At 55.0% G+C, this 20,908-nt stretch carries 14 protein-coding genes; 8 read left to right on the top strand and 6 right to left on the bottom strand.

Annotation, left to right across the window (positions count from 1 at the left end; genetic code table 11):
- The first annotated feature begins 33 nt into the window (after positions 1-33).
- Positions 34-1,002: a class 1 fructose-bisphosphatase gene (locus ACMZ66_RS20600; protein ID WP_416940201.1), complete on the top strand. Its 969-nt coding sequence runs from the start codon at positions 34-36 to the stop codon at positions 1,000-1,002.
- 4 nt (positions 1,003-1,006) lie between these two features.
- A complete protein-coding gene (gene fba / locus ACMZ66_RS20595) occupies positions 1,007-2,038 on the top strand; it encodes a class II fructose-bisphosphate aldolase (RefSeq protein WP_416940199.1) in 1,032 nt (343 codons plus the stop codon).
- 251 nt (positions 2,039-2,289) lie between these two features.
- On the opposite strand, the gene ACMZ66_RS20590 is transcribed toward fba, so the two are convergent.
- The 4 genes from ACMZ66_RS20590 to ACMZ66_RS20575 all read right to left on the bottom strand — a co-directional run bounded on the left by ACMZ66_RS20590 (position 2,290) and on the right by ACMZ66_RS20575 (position 6,570).
- A complete protein-coding gene (locus ACMZ66_RS20590; protein ID WP_416940197.1) occupies positions 2,290-3,240 on the bottom strand; it encodes a D-ribose ABC transporter substrate-binding protein in 951 nt (316 codons plus the stop codon).
- Positions 3,241-3,330: 90 nt separating this feature from the next.
- Positions 3,331-4,365, bottom strand: coding sequence for an ABC transporter permease (locus ACMZ66_RS20585; protein ID WP_416940195.1), 1,035 nt, complete (start codon positions 4,363-4,365; stop codon positions 3,331-3,333).
- A 10-nt stretch (positions 4,366-4,375) separates the two neighbouring features.
- A complete protein-coding gene (locus ACMZ66_RS20580; protein ID WP_416940193.1) occupies positions 4,376-5,923 on the bottom strand; it encodes a sugar ABC transporter ATP-binding protein in 1,548 nt (515 codons plus the stop codon).
- Positions 5,920-6,570: a DUF2291 family protein gene (locus ACMZ66_RS20575; protein WP_416940191.1), complete on the bottom strand. Its 651-nt coding sequence runs from the start codon at positions 6,568-6,570 to the stop codon at positions 5,920-5,922. Before ACMZ66_RS20575 ends, ACMZ66_RS20580 begins: the two co-directional genes overlap by 4 nt.
- Before the next feature lie 524 nt (positions 6,571-7,094).
- On the opposite strand from ACMZ66_RS20575, the gene ACMZ66_RS20570 reads away from it, so the two are divergent.
- The 5 genes from ACMZ66_RS20570 (at position 7,095) to ACMZ66_RS20550 (ending at position 12,953) form a co-directional block, all read left to right on the top strand.
- Positions 7,095-8,693, top strand: coding sequence for an FGGY-family carbohydrate kinase (locus ACMZ66_RS20570; RefSeq protein WP_416940190.1), 1,599 nt, complete (start codon positions 7,095-7,097; stop codon positions 8,691-8,693).
- Between the two features lies 1 nt (position 8,694).
- A complete protein-coding gene (locus ACMZ66_RS20565) occupies positions 8,695-10,203 on the top strand; it encodes a glycerol-3-phosphate dehydrogenase (RefSeq protein ID WP_416940189.1) in 1,509 nt (502 codons plus the stop codon).
- Positions 10,203-11,135 carry a sugar phosphate isomerase/epimerase family protein gene (locus ACMZ66_RS20560; RefSeq protein WP_416940187.1) on the top strand — a complete coding sequence of 311 codons (933 nt, stop codon included), beginning with the start codon at positions 10,203-10,205 and terminating at the stop codon, positions 11,133-11,135. The genes ACMZ66_RS20565 and ACMZ66_RS20560 overlap by 1 nt, the downstream gene beginning before the upstream one ends.
- A gap of 95 nt (positions 11,136-11,230) precedes the next feature.
- Positions 11,231-12,166, top strand: coding sequence for a sugar-binding transcriptional regulator (locus ACMZ66_RS20555; protein WP_416940185.1), 936 nt, complete (start codon positions 11,231-11,233; stop codon positions 12,164-12,166).
- Positions 12,167-12,188: 22 nt separating this feature from the next.
- A complete protein-coding gene (locus ACMZ66_RS20550; protein WP_416940183.1) occupies positions 12,189-12,953 on the top strand; it encodes a DeoR/GlpR family DNA-binding transcription regulator in 765 nt (254 codons plus the stop codon).
- Between the two features lie 116 nt (positions 12,954-13,069).
- Here the strand turns inward: ACMZ66_RS20550 and ACMZ66_RS20545 are convergent, their stop codons facing one another.
- Together ACMZ66_RS20545 and ACMZ66_RS20540 are read right to left on the bottom strand one after the other, a co-directional pair.
- Positions 13,070-13,780, bottom strand: coding sequence for a phage tail protein (locus ACMZ66_RS20545; protein ID WP_416940181.1), 711 nt, complete (start codon positions 13,778-13,780; stop codon positions 13,070-13,072).
- Positions 13,781-13,858: 78 nt separating this feature from the next.
- Positions 13,859-14,572 (bottom strand): phage tail protein, encoded by a 714-nt coding sequence (locus tag ACMZ66_RS20540; RefSeq protein ID WP_416940179.1) that lies wholly within the window; start codon positions 14,570-14,572, stop codon positions 13,859-13,861.
- A 399-nt stretch (positions 14,573-14,971) separates the two neighbouring features.
- Between ACMZ66_RS20540 and ACMZ66_RS20535 the strand changes: the two genes are divergently transcribed.
- Positions 14,972-20,752, top strand: coding sequence for a DUF4347 domain-containing protein (locus tag ACMZ66_RS20535; RefSeq protein ID WP_416940178.1), 5,781 nt, complete (start codon positions 14,972-14,974; stop codon positions 20,750-20,752).
- Positions 20,753-20,908 lie beyond the last annotated feature (156 nt).

Genomic DNA, 20,908 nt, shown 5'->3' with positions numbered 1-20,908 from the left:
TGCCCGGTACCCCTCGATAACGGATGCTCTGACATGTTGAAACTCCCCAATGACCGCATGATTGATGCTGCGGTCCTTAGAAGCTGTTTGCCTGCTGATGAACTTGGCAGCCTGATTAACGCCATTGCCCAGGCACTGCCGGCAATTGCCGCGCGACTGGCGGCTGGAAAGCTGCCGGGTGATCCGGCGGCGATTGCCGGTCAGAATGAAAGCGGTGATGCGCAGAAGGCGCTTGATATTGGCGCGCACGATCATGTGGTTGTCGCCCTTAAGGGCCGAAGCGTGCGCCATATTTTGTCCGAAGAGGCCGAACATGTCGAAACGCTCGATCCTAATGGCATTTATGACATTGCCATGGACCCGATTGACGGGTCTGGTTCGATCGGGATTGGTGCGCCGCTTGGCATGTTGTTTGTGATTTACCCGACCGGTCCGGCCGATTTCGCCCGCAAAGGGTCCGAGGCCGTGGCCGCAGGTTACGCATCCTTCGGCCACTCGCTTGATTTCGGCTTTACCCTTGGTCAGGGCGTTCATATCGCCACCCATGATGGCGATGATTTCCGCATGGCGGCCGAGAATGTGATGCTGAAACCAGCCGCCAGCACGCTTGCCTATAACGCCTCAAATGAACGTCATTGGAGCCCGGGCCTTAAGAAATGGGCCGAAGATGTCCGTGCAGGCAAAGATGGCCCGCGCGGTCGGAATTTCAATATGCGTTGGTTGGCTGCGGCCGTTGGTGAGTTGCACCGCATCCTGCTTCAGGGCGGGGCATTTATGTATCCGGCAGATCAGCGCGAAGGATATCGCGAAGGTCGCCTGCGCCTTGCCTACGAGGCGGTGCCGATTGCCTTTTTGATCGAGGCTGCCGGGGGCAGTGCGACGGATGGCACAAACCGAATTCTCGACCTTGTTGCCAAAACCCCGCACCAGAACATCCCGCTTGTATTTGGTGCGCGCGAAGAGGTCGAGATCATCACAAAATACTTAGCTGAGGAGACCTGACCTTATGGCCCGCATTACGCTACGCCAGCTGCTTGATCATGCAGCCGAACATAACTATGCCGTCCCGGCCTTTAACATCTCGAACATGGAGATGGGGCTTGCGATCATGAGTGCTGCGCGTGCTGCGAACGCACCGGTGATCCTGGCGGCATCGCGTGGCGCGCGGGCCTATGCCGGGGATCAGCTTCTGGCACGTTTGATTGACGGGCTTGTTGAAACATTCCCGGAAATTCCGGTCTGTATGCATCTTGACCACGGCAATGATCTGTCGACCTGTGCGACCGCGATCCAGCATGGCTTCACCTCCGTCATGATGGACGGGTCGCTTAAGGTCGATGGCAAGACGCCCGCTGATTACGAATACAATCGCAACATCACGGCACGCGTTGTTGAAATGGCGCATGCCTGTGGTGTGTCGGTTGAGGGTGAGCTGGGTGTTCTTGGATCGCTTGAAACTGGCATGGGTGATCAGGAAGATGGTCATGGTGCTACTGAAAAGCTTTCAGAAGAACAGCTTCTGACCGATCCGGAAGAAGCCGAGCGTTTCGTGCGTGAAACCGGTGTGGATGCCTTGGCTGTTGCCATGGGGACCAGTCATGGTGCCTATAAATTCAGCCGTCAGCCGAATGGCGATATCCTTGCCATGACCGTGATTGAGGAAATCAATCGCCGTCTGCCCAACACCCATCTGGTGATGCATGGTTCATCCTCTGTGCCTGAAGATCTGCGTCAGCTGATCAACAATTATGGTGGGGATATGCGCCCGACCTGGGGTGTGCCGGTCGAAGAAATTCAGCGCGGCATTCGATCTGGTGTGCGCAAGGTCAATATCGATACCGATAACCGCATGGCAATGACCGCTGGTGTACGCCGGGTGTTGGCGGAAAACCCAAGCGAGTTTGATCCGCGCAAATACCTCAAGGAAGGGACCAAGCTTATGACCGAGCTTTGCAAGGCACGGTTTGAGGCCTTTGGCACGGCAGGTCATGCCGACCGGATCAAGCCGGTTTCGCTTGAGGCAATGGCGACCCGTTAAGCCAGAAGTTTTCCCTGTATTCCCTGTAGCGAAATCTCCCTCGTTACCTTCCCTTGGCCCTCGCTTATAGCGAGGGTTCTTTTTTGTCTGTGCGCGTGGTTTCGGCCGACGAGGGCTTGGTAGGGGATTGGATTCTTCGCGTCTTGAGCAAAAGAAAACCCCGCCCAATCCGGGCGGGGTTTTTAATCAGAGGGAATTGGAACGGTGAAGTTTCCCTCTGCCTCCAGGGAGGTTCAGATCACGTGCCTGGATTAACGATCAAGCTGGAACGGACCCGAGAAGGAGTAGATATCAAGGATGCTGGCATCGACCAGAATGCAGTCAAACAGCTGCTTTTCCTCGGAGATTTTCAGCGTGCCGTTTTTGATGAAGTAGTCTGCCTGACGGACAGCTTCTTCGGCAAAGATGGCAACCGGCTGCAGAACGGTGTAGGTCAGCTCGCCCGATTTGACGGCTTCGACTGCGTCCGGCGAACCATCGAAACCGCCGATGATTTTGCCTTCAAGCTTGCCAGCTTCTTTCAGAGCTGCAATCGCGCCCAGTGCCATTTCGTCGTTACCGGAAATCACGCCGGAAATGTTCGGGTTGGCCTGAAGCATGGACTGCATTTTGGTGTAGCCCTGGGTACGGTCCCAGTTGGCAACTTCCTGTGCTTTTTTATCAAGATCGGAATACTGGCTCAGAACCGTTTCAAAGCCGTTCGAACGGGTCTGTGCGTTGTTGTCAGACGGTGCGCCGAACAGCTCGACATAAGAACCTTCTGTACCCATTGCATCAACCCATGCCATCGCGCCAAGGGCTGCACCCTGTGCGTTGTTTGACACAAGCTGTGCCTTGGCAAGGCCGGTCTGGTTGATTTCAGCATTCACGATAAAGACCGGGATGCCTGCGGCAACGGCCTTTTTGACGGCGCCAACAGAACCATCAGCATTGGCCGGATCGAGAATGATCGCCGCTGCCTTGTTGGTGATTGCGGTATCAACAAGGTTGCTTTCGGTATTGGTGTCACCTTTGTGAGCTGCGACATTCGCGTCATAGCCAAGCTCTTCGGCCGTGGCTTTGGCAACTTCACCTTCAGTGAACCAATAAGGGTTGGACGGATCATTAACGATGATCGAAATCAGGCCGTCTGCCATTGCAGCGGTCGACATCAGTGGCAGCGCTGCGATGGTTGCGAAAAGTGTACGCTTAAAGATGTTCATTATGGGTGTCCTCCCGTTAGGTTTTAATATGCCGGGCATGGCCGGCGGTTATTCGGACGCAAGACCACCCTGTCTTGCGCCCCGAATTTGCTATCGGCCCGAACGGCCGTATTGAAGGCTGTTAAGCAGCACGGCGAGAACGATCACCGCACCGGTAAAGACGGTCTGCCAATAGGCCGAAACCCCGATAATCACGAGACCGTCGCTCAGGAAACCAATCACAAAGGCGCCAAGCATCGTGCCGCGCACATTACCCCGCCCACCGGTGAGTGCCGCACCACCGATCACGACGGCGGCAATTGCGGTCAGCTCGTACGTCGTGCCTGCCGTCGGGCCGGCCGAAGTCAGCTGTGACGACAAAACAAGACCGGCAATGGCGGCGCAAACGCCTGACAGGACATAGACCGAGATTTTTACGCCACGGGTCGGCACGCCGGAAAGTTCGGCGGCACGTTCATTGCCACCCGATGCATAAAGCCAGCGGCCAAAGGCGGTGCGCACCAGAACAAGGCCGATCACAAGGGCAACAATGGCCAGCACAATCACACCAATCGGCACACCGGCAATGCGGTTAAAGCCAAGCCAGTCAAACCCGGTATTGCCAAGAACCTCGACCCCGCCAAGATTGTTGTAGGTCAGGCCATTGGTCATCAGAAGGGCCACACCGCGCGCGACATAAAGCATGCCAAGCGTTGCGACGAATGCCGGGACCTTGAAGAACGCGATCAAAATGCCGTTGATCGCTCCGACAAAGGCGCCCAATGCAACTGTTAGGATGACAACCGCCCAAACCGGCGGATACATGATGATGCCAGCTGACGGTATTTCGACACCCTGCATCAGGTAACCGGCAACCACGCCTGACAGCCCCAAGGTCGAACCCACCGACAGGTCAATGCCGCCATTGAGGATCACAAGCAGCATGCCAATCGCAAGCAAACCAAAGATCGCCACATGCGAAGACATGGTCAGGAAGTTGCTGACGCTGAAATAAACCGGCGACAGGAACGAGAAGGTAATAACGATGGCGACCAGGGCAAAAAAGGCGCGACCTTCAAGCAGGATCTTGCCGATATTCAGGTCTATGCCGCCTGCCGCAGGTGCAGAAGTAGTGGACTGAGCCATATTGGACTCCCTAGTGGTGCACGGCTTCGCCAGAGGCGGCCATGATCTGTTCTTTGGTTGCTGTATGGTCGAATTCGGCGGCGATCCGGCCCCGGTTCATGACGATGATCCGGTGCGCGATGCTCAGGCATTCGCCGACTTCTGATGTGGAATAAAGAACCGCAAGGCCGCGCTCTTCGGCGGTTCTTGCAAGCAGTTTGAAAACTTCGGCCTTTGCACCGATGTCGATCCCGCGCGATGGTTCATCAAGCAAGATCACATCAGGCTGGGTTGCCAGCATCTTGCCGATCACGACCTTTTGCTGGTTGCCGCCCGAAAGCGCGCCGATCATGGTCGCGCCGCTTTCGGTTTTGACCGTGACTTCGCGGATAGAATCCTCGATCACTTTGTGTTCGGCCTTGCGGCTGGTGAACAGTCCACGTGTGAAGGCGGCAATCGATGACAGCGACAGGTTCTGTCCGACAGACATTGTTTGAACCAGACCATCGCGCTGCCGGTCTTCGGGGACAAGAACCAAACCGGCACTGATCCGGTCTGCGATCGATAGATGCGAGACATCCTGATTGTGCAGTTTGACCTTGCCACTTTGTGCGCGCAGGCGACCGGCGGCACATTCCATCATTTCGGTTCGACCGGCCCCCATCAGGCCATAGATGCAAACAATCTCGCCGGACCGGACATTCAGGTTCATGTGATCGACAACAAGACCGTTGCCCGACGTGTCAGGCACGCACAGATCTTCGATCGTAAGTGCCGGTGCACCCATTTCACTGTTGGGTGGGGATCCAAGATCGAAATTCTCGCCAACCATGTTGCGCACGATCCATTCGATATCGATCTGCGAACGGGGCGCCCATGCAGTCATTTCACCATCACGTAGAACAACGGCGTGATCGGTAATCTCAAGCGCCTCTTCAAGATGGTGCGAGATATAAACGATGCTGACACCCTTGGCGGTCAGGTCATTGATCACCTTAAAAAGGACTTCGACCTCGGATGCGGAAAGGGCAGAGGTCGGCTCATCCATGATCAGGATGCGGCTTTTGGCCTGAAGGGCGCGGGCAATTTCAACGATCTGTTGCTGACCAAGGCGAAGTTCTTCGACCGGGGTCAGTGGATCAATGTCTTCTTCAAGTTCTTCCATCAGAAGGCGCGTGATGCGTTCTTCCTCGGCAAAATCAACACCGGTTGCCGTGCGGATTTCCCGACCCATGAAAATGTTGTCACGGACATTGAGGTTCCCGGCCAATGCCAGTTCCTGGTGAATGATCGAAATGCCGTGCGCGAGGGCATGGTTCGCACCGTTAAAGCGCACAGGTGCACCATCAAGCAAAATCTCGCCCGATGTCGGGGCAATAATGCCCGACAGGATTTTCATCAGCGTCGATTTACCAGCGCCGTTTTCACCAAAAAGGGTGGTGACCTGTCCGCGGTGAATGTCGAAATTCACCCCTTTAAGAGCTTGCAACGGACCATAAAACTTGGCCACGTCACGCGCGGACATCACAACCTCGTCGGTGGTGAGGGTTTCCGGGTTTATGGTCTGGTGCGCTGTCATTGGACCTGCACCTTGACCGGGGTGATCAGCCACATTTTCGGATTGATCAGCTTAAACACACCGGTAACTGAAACCGTCTTGCCCGTGAGGTTTTCGGTATCGACCTCCTCAAGAACTTCGGCCTTCATCGCGCGGTTAATGCCCGCCCCGGCATCCTGATATTCGATCTGGTTTTTAAACTCGCCAAAGGCGATATCGCCCGGCGCATCACGAAGGTCGGTGCCATTGATCGCAGGGCCGGTCTGAACCCGAACCGTGACACCGTCGATGCCTTCGACAGAAACTTCGTAAATACCGCCCTTTGCATCACCAAAGGTGCCGGTCAGTTCAACCGGGATCACCGGCATCATACCGCCAACGCCGTATTTTTCTGCTGCGGCCTTGCGGTCGCTGGTCAGCGCAGCGGAAAGCGTCTTTGCATCAACCGCCCGGTTTGCAATGTCATCGCGGATTCGCGGGAATTGCTCAGCCCCGTAGGCATCTGGCGAGAAACCGGCGACGCGCAGGTCTTGTTCAGACCCGACAACGACCACGGTTGTATCAAGCGCCATCGCAGCCAGAACGCCAAGGACGGTTGCGCCGATGATCAAGCCACGCCGACCGATGCGCGGTTTGATGGATGTGATGGATAAATCGGTGGCACTCATTGCCTTTATTCCTCCCGTCCAGCCTCGGTGGGCCTTGTTAATTCCTTGTGGGAAGTGCTGGCAAAGGCCGTGGGGTGCCGCCCCACTTAATGCCGATCAGGTCGCGTATCTTTCCCTGGGTCGCCATTGGTGCGACTGGAAACGCGGTGCTGATCAGAACCAGCTCGGCCTATCTTGGTGCAGGCCATTTTCCTCCCGATGCACAACGCGAAATGCCTTTTTGGGGAATTCGCGTGTCACATCCCGAATCCCGTTTTTGTTAAAAACCGCCTTTTTCTGCGATTGGCGGGGCCGGGTATCCGTTCTGTGCTGATTACCATAACTGAAAAAAATTTCTGCGAAAGTAAAAAATTACACTCGACATCGTGCGGCGTCAGGTTATGCTGAAAACAACCCGGGAAGATTTTTCCCGAACAAAGGCTGCATCGACTGGAAAAGTCGGGCGCAATAAATGCAAAAGGGAGGACGTCGCATGGCACACGCAATTTGCGTGATCAGTCAGCTGCTCATCGAAAGGATGAAGCATGGCTGAACGCGACATCATCATCGGGATCGACGCAGGTACGTCAGTGATCAAGGCCGTGGCTTTTTCCATGGCGGGCGATCAGCTGGGCGAAGCGTCGGTTCCCAACCAATATGACAGCGGCCCCAACGGGGCTGCGACCCAATGCATGGATCGGACATGGTCTGATTGCGCATCGGCAATTAGAAGCCTTGGTGAGAAAATTGATGGCCTGGCCACCCGGACGGCGGCGCTTGCCGTCACCGCGCAGGGGGATGGCACATGGCTTGTCGGGCAAAACAACCGTCCGGTTGGCGATGCCTGGTTATGGCTTGATGCGCGCGCAGCCGACACGACCCGCGATCTTGCGTCGCACTACATCGATGCAGAACGTTTTCTGGCAACGGGCACAGCCCTTAATACCTGTCAGCAGGGTGCGCAGATGGCGCATATGCATCGTCATTGCCCCGAACTTCTTGATCGTTCCGAAGCTGCCATGCATTGCAAGGACTGGCTTTATCTGAACTTGACCGGGGTGCGGGCAACCGATCCGTCAGAAGCAAGTTTCACCTTTGGTGATTTCCGCACGCGCCACTATTCCGATCTTGTGATTGACGCGCTTGAACTTAAAAGCCGCCGTCATTTGCTACCCGAAATTCTTGATGGCAGCCAACAAACCCATCCGCTGAGTGCCGAGGCCGCATCACAAACAGATCTTCTGGCCGGAACACCGGTCAGTCTTGGTTATGTCGATATGGTCATGACGGCCCTTGGTGCCGGTGTTTACACCGGAACGGCGGGGGCGGCCTGTTCGACCATCGGCTCGACCGGGGTGCATATGCGCGCGGTCAAGGATTCCGAGATCAAGCTGCGTGGCAATTCCGGTTATGTCATTTGCCTGCCGGCCGATCATATGGTGACCCAGGTACAAACCAATATGGCCGCAACCCTTAACATTGATTGGGCGCTTCGCATGGCGGCCGATCTCATGAGTGAAACCGGCCATCCCCATGATTATGCCGATCTGGTTGCGCGAATTGATGGATGGCTTGCGCGGTCTGAGCCCGGTCAGATCCTGTATCACCCTTATATTTCCGAGGCCGGTGAACGTGGCCCGATTGTCAATGCCAACGCACGCGCGGGCTTCATCGGGCTTGCATCAGGTCATCGTTTCCCTGATTTGATCCGTGCTGTTGTCGAAAGTCTCGGCATGGCGGCACGCGATTGTTATGGCGCGATGGATGAATTGCCCAAGGAACTTCGCCTGACTGGTGGGGCGGCGCGTTCACGCGCGCTGCGCGGCATCTTGGCCGCCGCCGTTGGCGCACCAGTGCGTGTTTCAGCCCGCGAAGAAGCAGGGGCAGCTGGCTGTGCGATGATGGCAGCGGTCGCCATTGGTGCCTATTCGGATATGGAAAGCTGTGTTGCGGAATGGGTCACACCGCTTCTGGGCGATGCAGAAACGCCCGAACCCGATCTTCAGGCGACATATTCCGAACTTTACCCCGCCTATGCCAAAGCCCGCGAAGCGCTTGAACCGGTCTGGGACCGGCTTGCCGCCCATCGCGATGGCGCAGATGCCAAAGATGATGCGTCAAATCCGACGCAAGGAGGATCGTGACATGAGCACGCAGGAACTGGATCTATTTGTCATCGGTGGTGGCATCAATGGCGCGGGCTTTGCCCGTGATGCAGCGGGTCGCGGGCTTAAGGTTGCCCTTTGCGAAAAGGACGATCTGGCCGAAGGCACATCGTCACGTTCGGGCAAGCTTGTCCATGGTGGTCTGCGTTATCTGGAATATTACGAGTTCCGGTTGGTGCGTGAAGCATTGATCGAACGCGAAGTTCTGATGAATGCCGCCCCGCATATCATCTGGCCGCTGCGCTTTGTCTTGCCGCATTCACCGCAGGACCGCCCGGCGTGGCTGGTGCGTCTTGGTCTGTTTTTATATGACCATCTTGGCGGGCGTAAAAAGCTTCCGGGGACGCGGACCCTTGATCTGCATCGCGATCCCGAAGGTGCGCCGCTTTTGGATCAGTATAAGCGTGGCTTTGAATATTCCGATTGCTGGGTTGATGATGCGCGTCTTGTAACGCTGAACGCCCTAGATGCCGCACAGCGCGGCGCAATCGTCATGACCAGATCGCCCGCGATCAGTGCGCGGCGTGAAAACGGCAAATGGCGGGTCACGACCAAGAACAGTATCACCGGCGAACGCCGCGAATTTATCGCCAAATGTCTGGTCAATGCAGCCGGGCCGTGGGTGACCGATGTTTTGACCCGTGTTGCCGGGGCCAATTCAACGCGCAATGTGCGTCTGGTCAAAGGCAGCCACATTATCGTTCCGAAATTCTGGGAAGGTCCGCACAGTTACCTTGTCCAGAACGATGATAAGCGTGTGATTTTCATTAATGCCTATGAAGGCAACAAGGCGCTGATTGGCACGACTGACATTGCCTATGACGGGCGGGCCGAAGATGTTTCGATTGATGATTATGAAATCTCTTATCTGCTTGATTGCGTGAACCGCTATTTCAAGGAAAAGCTTCGTCGCGAAGACATCCTTGAAACGTTTTCGGGTGTGCGTCCGCTGTTTGACGATGGCAAGGGCAATCCATCGGCTGTGACCCGTGATTACGTCTTTGATCTGGATGAAAAGGACGGTGCGCCGTTGCTCAACATCTTTGGCGGGAAGATCACGACCTTCCGCGAGTTGGCCGAACGCGGCATGCATGAAATCCGCCATATCTTCCCACAGATGGGCGATGACTGGACCGAGGGTGCGGTTCTTCCGGGCGGGGATATGCCCAATGCCGATTACACCGCATTTGGCGAAACGATGAAGGCCGACTACCCGTGGATGACGCGGGCTTTGCGCGAATATTACGGGCGGCGCTATGGCACCCTGACGGGCAAGATTGTTGGTTCTGCCACAAGTGTCGAGGGGCTTGGTCGTTATTTCGGTGCTCATCTTTATGAGGCCGAGGTCAATTGGCTGGTGGAAAACGAATGGGCGATTACCGCCGAAGACATCATCTGGCGTCGGACCAAGCATCGGCTTGATATGAGCAAGTCGGAAATTGCGACTTTCGCTGACTGGTTTGAAACAGCATATGCGGTGGCATCCTGATGGCTTTGACCCTTTCGCTTAATACCAATCCGCTGGTGAACCGCTTTGCTGATCCAGATGATCTGATTGAGTGCGTGGCGCGCGATCTGAAAATCCGTGATTTGCAGCTGACCCATGAGTTTATCAATCCATCCTGGCAGGCCCCGGTGATCCGGCGACTAACCCGACAAATGGGCAAGGCTCTTAATCGCACAGGCGTGCGCGTGACATCGGGCATGACCGGCCCCTATGGACGGCTAAACCATTTTGGTCATCCTGATGCGGATGTGCGGCGCTATTATATTGACTGGTTCAAGACATTTGCCGATATCACGGCTGATCTTGGCGGAACATCGGTTGGCACCCAGTTCGCAATTCTGACCTACCGCGAACAGGATGACCCGGCGCGGCGCGAAGACATGATCAAGATCGCGATTGATTGTTGGGCCGAAGTGGCCGAACACGGCAAGTCCGCCGGACTTGAATATGTATTTTGGGAACCGATGAGCATTGCGCGAGAATTTGGCGAAACGATCAAGGAATGCATCGCCCTTCAGGATCGGTTGACCGCGGCCAATCTGGCCATCCCGATGTGGATGATGGCTGATATTGATCATGGCGATGTGACATCCGAAAACCCGGATGATTTTGATCCCTATGCCTGGGCCAAAGCAGTTCCAAAAGTCTCGCCCATCATTCATATCAAGCAAAGCCTGATGGATAAGGGCGGGCATCGCCCATTTACGGCGGAATTTAATGCGCGCGGTCGCATTCAGCCCGAACCATTACTGGCGGCGTTTGAGGAAGGCGGGGCGAAAGACAATGAAATCTGTCTGGAGCTGTCATTTAAGGAACGCGAACCCAATGACCGCGAAGTGATCCCGCAGATCGCCGAAAGCGTTGCTTTTTGGGCGCCGTATATTGATATCGGTGCATCTTCGCTAAAACTTTGACGGCGTTGGCTTATCGGAAGTCTTTCCTCAATCGGGCAGTGGTCCTATAAATAGAAGTCTTGATAGTTTAAGGCCCGATAGGGCCAAAGGATGACATGAACGAAACCGATGAGACGCTCGCCATACGGGCCGCCTGGATGCACTATGTTGGCGGTCTGACACAGGCCAAGGTGGCCAAACGTCTTGGCTTGCCATCGGTCAAGGCGCACCGGCTGATTGCCAAGGCGGTTGCGGACGGGCGTGTCAAAGTCTCGATCGAAGGCGACATTGTCGAATGTGTTCAGCTTGAAGCCAAACTGTTTGAGGCCTATGGCCTTAAGCTGTGCGAAGTTGCACCCGACATCGGCGAAGAAGGCCTTCCGGTCCGTGCATTGGCCCTTGCAGGCGCTGCTTACCTCAAACGGCAGTTCGAGGCGGGCGAACATTCCATCATCGGTCTTGGCCATGGTCGTACCTTGGCGGAAGTCACCCGCCAATTGCCGCGCACCGATGCCAAGGGGCTTCATTTCGTCTCCCTTCTGGGCGGGCTTACACGAAATTTCTCGGCCAACCCGCATGATGTGATGCACCGTCTGGCGGAAAAAACCGGTGCGCGTGCCTATGTCATGCCGGTTCCGTTCTTTGCCAATACGGTCGAGGACCGCGAAGTGCTTCTTTCGCAGCGCGGGGTCGATGATGTGTTTCGCATGGCACAGGATGCGACGCTTAAAATCGTTGGTATTGGTACGGCAACGGCGGATGCGCAGCTGGTGTCATCTGGCATGATTGAACCCGCCGAGATCGAAGAAATAGCTGCCGCCGGTGCGCGCGGCGAGATGCTGGGTGATTTCTTTGATGCCAATGGCGAGATCGTGAATACGACGCTTTCGGCCCGCACCCTTGCTGTGGGCTATGATCCTGAGCGGAAAGAAGATATTGTCGCGATTGCAGGCGGACCGGACAAGATTGATGCGATCCGGGCGGTGCTGAAATCAGGTCGGGTTGCCGGTCTGATTACCGATGAGCGAACCGCGCGAGCCCTGCTGGATTGATCGACCGCGCAAAGGATACCCGATGAAACGAGACGACCGCAGGCAGCAGATCCTTGATGCACTGGTGCGCGATGGCGCTGTGCAGCTTGATGAACTGGCCGAGATGTTCGGTGTCTCGAAAATGACCATTCATCGCGATTTTGATGACCTCGAAAGCGAAGGCCTTTTGCGCCGAACCCGCGGGGGCGCATCGATCGAGCCGGGATCCCAATTTGAAAGCGATTTTCGCTTCCGCCATCTTCAGGGTCATGACCTTAAGGAACGCATGGCACGCGCAGCCCTCGAATGGGTGGAGCCCGGCATGACCGTGATGGTTAATGATGGCTCGACGGCTACGGTTCTTGGATCACTTCTTCCAGAAAAACGCCCGCTCACGGTGATCACCAACAATGACGCGGTGATGGAAAACCTCAAGGCTGAACCGGGCATCACGGTGCTCGCACTTGGAGGTAAATATTCGGCCAAATACAACGCCTGGGTCGGGCGCGTGACCGAGGAAACGCTTGGCACCCTGCGTGCCGATATCGCATTTATCTCAACGCCCGCAGCGGGCGATGGCCACGTCTATCACATGGATGACGACATCACCCGAACCAAACGCAAGATGATGGATGGTGCGGCCAAATCGATCCTTCTGATCAACCATCTGAGGTTCGATCACACAGCCCTTCACGTTTTGGCACCGTTTGGCGAGTTTGCGGCAGTGGTGACAGATGCCGAGCCATCAGAAACGGCGCGTGCGCAGATTGATGTGGCGGGCGTGGGGCTTGTAGTGGCCGGCGAATAAATCGGTGCAGTCGAGAGAACCGGGCGCGGAAAAGACGTATGATTGTCGATTTTAATCCACTGTTCCAAAGCGGTGGGTGTGCCAAAACCGATTTGGTCTGGGCACACCCGGCAAGGTTAACTGCGTGGCGGATAAAGGCCTTCCATCGCAATGCAGTATGTCAGAGCCATCGTCGGATCAATGACATTGACTGGTTTACTTTCGCCGGTTTTACCAAGGGCAACTGCGACGGTGCCGCTTGCTTCAAAACCCGCAATTTCAACCGGGTCTCCAGTACCTGCGCCATACAAGTTGGCAGTTGTGTTTGGCTGGAACGGGTTTTGACCGATTGCTTGGAGATAGTTTTCAGTAACGCTTGGGGTTGGTGAGGTGCCCAACCCGTCATATGCGTCTATTTGCACTGCCACACCACCTGTGGAAGTGTGAGTATGAGTGTGGGCGGCCATTTGGGAGGTACGGATTGTGACCTGTTCTCGTCCGCGCCACTGACCTAATTCAATATCAGTGAGACCAATGCCTTGGCCTGCGCCAATCGGGGTGCGTCCCTTCATGTTTGGCATCTGGAAAATGCTGCGGCAGTCGCCCCCCCATTTGCACCCCATAAGTGAGAACAAGGCCGAGAAATCATTTATAGCTTCGTATTGCCCTGCAAGCTCCGAATAGCCTCGGGGGCAGAAGTTGGCCGCCGTCATGCAGACCTCACCAAGGTAAGGTTCGGTCGGGCAGGCTGCGGCAGAAATGCTTCCCGCTATGAGAATGGCGAAAGAACATCCCGCAAGCTGAAATTTCAGCGGCAAAGACTTGTGACGGATAACTGGGTTTTTCATTGTACCCTCATGATTATCAATGAGAAGTTGGCATCACTTTTCTGGTGAGCTTCTCTCTTTTGATCACGCTGTTTGTTGTCAGGTGCGCGGTGGATAAAGGCCGGTGGTGGCAATGCAATAGGTCACAGCCATAACAGGACCCTGGACATCAACAGGTACATTGCTACCGGTGGTGCCGATGGTGACATCTATTGTGCCAGAAGATGCATCTACACCACCCAGTTCCACGGGGGTTCCAGTTCCTTCTCCATACAAGTTTGCTGTTGTATTAGGCTGAAACGGGTTTTGTCCGACGGTTTGCAAATAATTTTTGTCATTTGCCGGGATGGGTGACGTGCCATTGCCATCATAAGCATCGAGTGACACGGAAAGGTTGCTCATGCTGGCTTCTGATGCGTGTGTGTGTGCTGGTAGCTGCGAGACGTCGAGGGTTACATCTTCCTGTCCCCGCCATTGTCCGAGCTGGATGGCGGTCAGGCCCGGTCCGGTTCCCGCACCCACGCCAGCACGGCCGCGCATGTCCGGAATTGCGAAACTGGTTCTGCAGTCGCCCCCCCATGTGCAACCCAACAAAGAGAAAAGAGCGTTGTTGTCGGAAATCGTCATTAACTGCCCTCTCATCTCTGCATAGCCGCGAGGGCAGAAGTTCGCGACTGTGGTGCAAACAGACGCAAGATATGGATCTGTAGGGCAAGCATTTGCAGTACTTCCGACAACAAACAATGTCGCAAGTCCTGATGCTGTGCCGACGGCGAAACGTTTGGCACGTTTGGTAAGTGTGGATTTGAACATGAGCATTAACTCCCTTATACGAACATGTCAGGTCTGGTTTGGCTGGTCTTGAAAGGAGGTTGGTTCCTAGTGAGCTTGAACAAGCTACTTTTTGACGTGTGTTGCCCGTGGTTGTGTCGATCCGCGACGATGAAGCTTGAAGTCGATTTCTGAGCAGTTTTGCGTGTATTTCCTGAGAATATGTCTGTGTTTAATGGATTTTTTCTTGTTGCTAATGTACTATGGATTGAAATGCATGCACAATTCACACTTTAAAACCTGACAGATTCTGACAAGCTGATTTCTTGGCTGGATTAAGTTGTGTTTAGATGCACAAATACCCCTATGAGCAGTTGTATGTTATTGTCTAGGTACGATATATACAATCTCTAGTTGTTGTGCTGCCATATGGTGAATGCCGTGAAAAATCTTCGTACGGGAAGTCAGGAAAACGCCCCCCGCTCCATTCCTGGGTTCGATGCTATCGCCCCCATGGCGCTCGAGCCGCGCTTTATGTTTGATGCTGCCGGTGCGGCGACTGCCGCGGACAGTGCAGAGCAAGCGCAGGCAGATGCTGAAGCCGAGCAGGCAACGCAACAGGAAAGCGACACGTCCTCAACCAACGGCGATAGTTCGCAATCAGAAGATGCAGCGACTCAGCCCGATGTTCCTGCGTCGGGCAGCGAGTTTGATGTTCTGCGCATGGTCGATGCCGCCCAGAATGGTGGTCGCAAGGAAGTTGTCTTCATTGATGGCAGCCTGACAGATATTGAAGACCTGATTGCCGACATTGGCGATGGCGTTGAAATTGTTGTGCTGGACGGCAATGCAGATGGGCTTGATCAGATCGTCGCATGGGCAGCACAGAATGCGGACTTTGATGCGCTTCACATCATCAGTCACGGCGCAGAAGGTGCTGTCTATCTTGGCAATATGACGCTTAATTCTGAAACGGTGATTGTGCGCGCAGATGACTTGGCTGCGATCGGTGCATCTCTTACCGAAAGTGGTGACATCCTGCTTTATGGCTGTCGCGTTGCCGGTGGCGACGGAAAAGCTTTTGCTGACGCACTTGCGCTGGCAACAGGTGCAGACATCGCTGCATCTGTGGACGATACGGGCGCATCAAGTCTTGGTGGTGACTGGGATCTTGAATATGCGACGGGTGCGTTGGAGGGTATGGAGTATAGCTCAAGCTATGAACACCTGCTTGCTACCGACAATATGGATTTAGCAACGGCGTCAGGTACGACCGTTACCAGCTCCGTGGATGGCATTGGCTATACGATCGCCACATCATCCGGCGGCAGTTGGTTTGAGTTTTCTGGCCAAACCGTAACATATACCTCTGGCGGGTCGGGGACGGTCCCGTTCATTGGTGGTCATTTCTGGGGGCAGGCGACCGGAGACGGCACGAGCTACACGTTCAACTTTAACAGTCCGGTGAATATAACCAGCATTGGAATGTTATCGGTTTCCACGGAAACCGGTGCAACGTATGTTTTCAGTGATACCACGTCGGGTTCGTCAAACAGTAACGTGAACGTGGCATTTAGCAGCCTAGATGGCGTCACCATGACCATGGGTGGCGGATATCACGCTACGAATGTATCTTTGGGATGGACTGCGGTCAGTTCATTTACTGTCACCTTGACTGGTGGTGATGGGAACATGCGATTGGCATTTGACGATTTGATCGCGTCGGCAGCCCCGGCAAATAATGCGCCGACACTGACGGGCGCCCCATCAAGTGTTACTGTTACAGAAGACGTTTCCACCAATATCGATCTCTCCGCGATTACAGTCGCCGATAGTGATGGAGACAACCTGACCGTGACGCTTACAGCGACCGCAGGTGTCATGACCGCGACCAGTAGCGGTGGCGTGACTGTTAGCGGATCTGGTACCGGAACTTTAACGCTTTCCGGATCAGCAGCGAACATCAATACCTACCTCGATACCACAACAAATGTGAGCTATCAGGGGGCATCGAACGCGAACGGGAACAGTGCTGCGACCATCTCGGCCAAGGTCAATGATGGCACGGTAGACTCCTCATCCAGTTCGATCACGGTCAATATTACCGCAGTAAATGACAATCCGACGGGCACGTCTATGCCCGCGAGTGTTTCTGTTGCCGAAGACACACTTTCAAACATCAATCTATCGGCAGCAACTTTTGCAGACGTGGATGGTGATACGCTGACGGTAACGTTGACAGTTTCAGCAGGTACCTTTGGCACGCCAGCGGATGGTGCAGGGGTCGGCAGCGGTGTGACGGAAACGCTGGTCAACGCGACGACAATAACACTTGTCGGCAGTGCTGCTGATATCAACACGTATCTTGATGCCTCCAGCCGTATTCATTACACGCCAGCTTCAAATGTAACGGGCAACAACGTTGCAACGATTACTGCGACAGTGAATGACGGAAACGGGAGCGGCGAGGTTGCCGCCGGGACGACGCAGATTAACGTAACCGCTGTCAACGATGCGCCCGTTCTGACGGGCCTTGATGGAACGCCGTCCTTTACCGAGGGTGGGTCGGCGGTTGTTCTGGATTCCAATGTGACAGTGTCCGATGTTGAGCTTGCAGCGCTTAACGGGGGCAATGGGAACTTTGCTGGCGCAACCCTGGTTCTGGTCCGAAATGGCGGCGCGAATGCTACTGACGTCTTTTCAATGATCACGGGCGGTAACCTGACGCTTAACGGATCGAATATCGAAAGCGGTGGCAATGTCATTGCAAGTTTCGATACATCAAGCTCAGGTCAGCTGACGATCACGTTCCAGAACAATGGTACGATCCCGACGACCGCACTTGTCAACGAAGTGATGCAGGCAATCCGGTATAGCAACTCGTCGAATGATCCGGCATCAAGCGTGCAGATCAATTGGACATTCAGTGATGGTAACTCCGGCAGTGCCCAGGGAACGGGTGGGGCTTTGACCGCGACCGGTTCGACTACGGTCAGCATCACCAATGTGAATGACGCGCCGACCCTCTCTGCGACGGGTGGAAACCCGACCTATGTCGAGGGTGCGGGGGGATCCGACCTGTTTAACACGGTTACGGCCTCTACGGTTGAAGCCGCTGATCGCTTTAACGCAATGACCATGACGGTCACCAACGTTTCTGACGGTGCTTCGGAAATTATCAGTTTTGATGGTTCGGACGTTGCCTTGACCAATGGCAATTCGGTGACATCGGCAACCAATGGTTTGACCGTGAACGTATCGGTCTCCGGAACCACAGCGACGATCAGCTTTAGCGGTGCGACCCTGACCAGTGCGCAAATTCAGACATTGGTTGATGGACTTTCCTATCGCAACACCAGCGATAATCCTACGACTGCCGGAAACCGTGTTGTGACCATTACTGGCATTACGGATAACGGTGGTACGGCAAATAGCGGTAGCAACAGTGCAGCACCGAACCTTACATCGACGGTTTCGCTGACAGCTGTGAACGATGCACCTGTCATCGGGAACCTGAATGGTGACAATACTGCGCTGCAGCCGGGCAATACCTCGAACATTGATAAAGACGGTAACTTCTCGCTGAGCAACGCGGATTTTGCCGATTACAATGGTGGGTCACTTGTAATCACGCCGAATGGCGGTAACAGTGCAAGTGGCAATTTCACCCTTGATGGCACGAATGCGACTTCTGGTGGTGATGGTACGATTGCGGCTGGCGAAACCATCATGGTTGGCGGTGTTTCGATTGGTACGGTCCATGCAACCAACGATGGTCAAGGCGGTAACACGCTAACAATCACGTTCAATGCCAATGCGACCGATACCCGTATTCAGACACTGGTTCAGAATACGCGTTGGTCAGCCTCTGCCGGGTCCGGTACCCAGTCGTTTAGCCTCGTTGTGAATGACGCGGACGGGACTGCAAATGGCGGTGCAGAATTTGCATCCGCGACCTTTACGATGACCTTGGGTAATCCGGCGGTTATCGCAAATCTTGGCGGGGATAGCGTTAGTTTCGCCGAAGGGAATTCGGCCGTTGCGCTGGATTCAGGTGGTAACCTTACGATCACCGATGCGGATAACCCGGCAAGTTTCAATGGCGGTAATTTGACGGTTACAGTATCGGGCAATGCGCAGGCCAACGAAGATATCCTGACCCTGATAACGACTGGCACGGTCTCTTTGGCCGGTGCCACAGCGGGATCAAACGTATCTGTTGGTGGTACCGTGATCGGTACGTTGGGCAATAATATTGCTGCGGGCAATAATCTGGTTATCAATTTCAACAGCAATGCGACCGTTGCACGTGTACAGGATTTGGCGCGTGCGGTGGCTTATCAGAACGATAGTCAGAACCCGACGGCATCTACACGCAGTGTTTCAATGACCCTGACCGACAATGACGGTCTTGCGAGTACGGCTGCGGTCAGCTCGGTTGTCGTTAGCGCAGTAAATGACAATCCTTCCGCAACAGGTGTACCTGCCTCGATCACGGTAACTGAAGATACCGCGAGCAACGTCGATCTTTCCGCGATTTCAATTTCGGATGTTGATGCAGGTTCAAGCAATATCACCGTCACCATTGCGGCAAGTGCTGGAACCTTGACAGCATCCTCAAGCGGTGGGGTTACGATCAGTGGATCAACGTCTGGTACCCTGACTTTGACGGGCACTGTTGCCAATATTGATACTTATCTGAACACGGCATCGAACATTCAATATACCGGCGCAACAAACGCCGCTGGTAACAGTGCTGCAACCCTGACTATTACCGCAAATGACGGCGGGAATACGGGTGCAGGTGGTGGCTCCAATGTGACTCTTGGCACTGTTACTGTGAACATAAATGGTGTCAATGACGCACCAAGTATTGGCAATTTGTCGGGTGACAGCGTCAACTATACTGCCGGGCAGACGATTAAGCTTGATGTCGGGCAGAATGCGTTGGTGACAGATGTCGATTTAACGAACCTTGATCTCGGCAATGGTGGTACGCTTACCGTTAGTATTTCGGCTGGGCTTGTTGCGGGTGAAGACCTTCTGACGATCTCGACCACTGGTACGACGATTACGCTTGACGGGACAACTGCCGGATCGAATGTACGAGTTGGCGGGACGATCATAGGTAGTTTGACAAATGCGATCGCAGCGGGAAATAACCTTGTTATCAGCCTGAATTCAAACTCAACTCCAGCCAATGTGCAGGAAGTTGTGCGTGCGGTTGCTTACCAGAACACGGCAGGTACGCCGACTTACGCGAACCGCACCGTAAGCTTTACCCTTTCTGATGGTGACGCGACAAGCAGTGCGATCACGACCACGATTGTTGTTGCAAAACCGACGACTACAACGACGCCGCCCCCGGTGACGTCACCTGCCCCGACACCAACGCCTGTGGTAACGCCTCCTCCGCTTTTGCAGGCGCCGGGAACGACAACAGGTGGTGATGCCGGAACGCCGGTTAGTAGTGCGATTACGACGAATGCTGGCGGGAATGGTAGCTCAGGGCCAATTATTGCCGGCGGAAACATTCAGACGACAGTTACCGGTCAGCTTGGCAATACCAGCCCGATTGGGAATTCCGGCACGCCGGTATCGGCTGGCCTGACCTCGTCGCAAGTAGGTAGTGGCCTTGGCGGTGGTGCGTCCATCGTTGGCAGTAGTCTGGGTGCTGGTGGTGCCGCCGGTGGTGGTTTAGCTGCCGTTCAAGGTAGCGGCGGATTGGGCTCTTCGGTCGGTGGTGGTCTTGGCGGGGGCTTGGGCGGTGGTCTGAGTGGCGGCCTTGGCGGCGGTCAACCGGCCGGTGGAGCTGCTGGTGGCTTTGGCGCGGCGCCGGGTGCTGGCGCAGGTGCTCCTGGTGGTGCCGGAGCCGGAGCCGGTGCTGCTGGTCCAGCTGGCGGTTTGACCCCGGGCGGCGGTGACGGTGGCGGACTTGGTGGCACTGGTCTGAATGGCGGACCGGCAGAGGGTCTTGATGGGCTTCCGTTGGGACAGCCGAGTGGTGAACCAGGTGCTGAGGGCCAGGATGGAACGCCACCCGCAGAAGGCGCGCCGCAAGGTGATGGCGGTGATCAGGCAGCCCTTGAAGAGAGCGGTGATGTACTGGCATCAGCATGGCAAGGTGATTTTAGCAGTCAGTTGGCTGCATTCGGTGGCATGACCGATCAGGAAGCACGCCTTCTTGCCAAAGCACTGACGGTTCATCAGATGCCAGTGTGACGCCCGAACGCGCGTTCGGTTGAATGAATTGGGAGATACAGATCCACCGGGTGCTTGAACGCATCGAAACATGACCCGGACCGGATTTGAGGATGGATTGAATATTTCGAGTTTTCGTTGGCCAATGTTTGAAGTGCCGATCGAAAGCCGTCTATT

It is taken from the genome of Thalassospira sp. (assembly GCF_048059015.1).
GTDB lineage: Bacteria > Pseudomonadota > Alphaproteobacteria > Rhodospirillales > Thalassospiraceae > Thalassospira.
The sequence above is the reverse complement of the archived record's forward strand: the minus strand, read 5'-3'. Positions and strand labels throughout refer to the sequence as shown.

Excerpts from the sequence above, each read along its gene's own strand:
- ACMZ66_RS20600 (WP_416940201.1), top strand. The coding sequence starts at position 34 with ATGTTGAAACTCCCCAATGACCGCATGATTGATGCTGCGGTCCTTAGA.
- fba (WP_416940199.1), top strand. The coding sequence starts at position 1,007 with ATGGCCCGCATTACGCTACGCCAGCTGCTTGATCATGCAGCCGAACAT.
- ACMZ66_RS20590 (WP_416940197.1), bottom strand. The coding sequence starts at position 3,240 with ATGAACATCTTTAAGCGTACACTTTTCGCAACCATCGCAGCGCTGCCA.
- ACMZ66_RS20585 (WP_416940195.1), bottom strand. The coding sequence starts at position 4,365 with ATGGCTCAGTCCACTACTTCTGCACCTGCGGCAGGCGGCATAGACCTG.
- ACMZ66_RS20580 (WP_416940193.1), bottom strand. The coding sequence starts at position 5,923 with ATGACAGCGCACCAGACCATAAACCCGGAAACCCTCACCACCGACGAG.
- ACMZ66_RS20575 (WP_416940191.1), bottom strand. The coding sequence starts at position 6,570 with ATGAGTGCCACCGATTTATCCATCACATCCATCAAACCGCGCATCGGT.
- ACMZ66_RS20570 (WP_416940190.1), top strand. The coding sequence starts at position 7,095 with ATGGCTGAACGCGACATCATCATCGGGATCGACGCAGGTACGTCAGTG.
- ACMZ66_RS20565 (WP_416940189.1), top strand. The coding sequence starts at position 8,695 with ATGAGCACGCAGGAACTGGATCTATTTGTCATCGGTGGTGGCATCAAT.
- ACMZ66_RS20560 (WP_416940187.1), top strand. The coding sequence starts at position 10,203 with ATGGCTTTGACCCTTTCGCTTAATACCAATCCGCTGGTGAACCGCTTT.
- ACMZ66_RS20555 (WP_416940185.1), top strand. The coding sequence starts at position 11,231 with ATGAACGAAACCGATGAGACGCTCGCCATACGGGCCGCCTGGATGCAC.
- ACMZ66_RS20550 (WP_416940183.1), top strand. The coding sequence starts at position 12,189 with ATGAAACGAGACGACCGCAGGCAGCAGATCCTTGATGCACTGGTGCGC.
- ACMZ66_RS20545 (WP_416940181.1), bottom strand. The coding sequence starts at position 13,780 with ATGAAAAACCCAGTTATCCGTCACAAGTCTTTGCCGCTGAAATTTCAG.
- ACMZ66_RS20540 (WP_416940179.1), bottom strand. The coding sequence starts at position 14,572 with ATGTTCAAATCCACACTTACCAAACGTGCCAAACGTTTCGCCGTCGGC.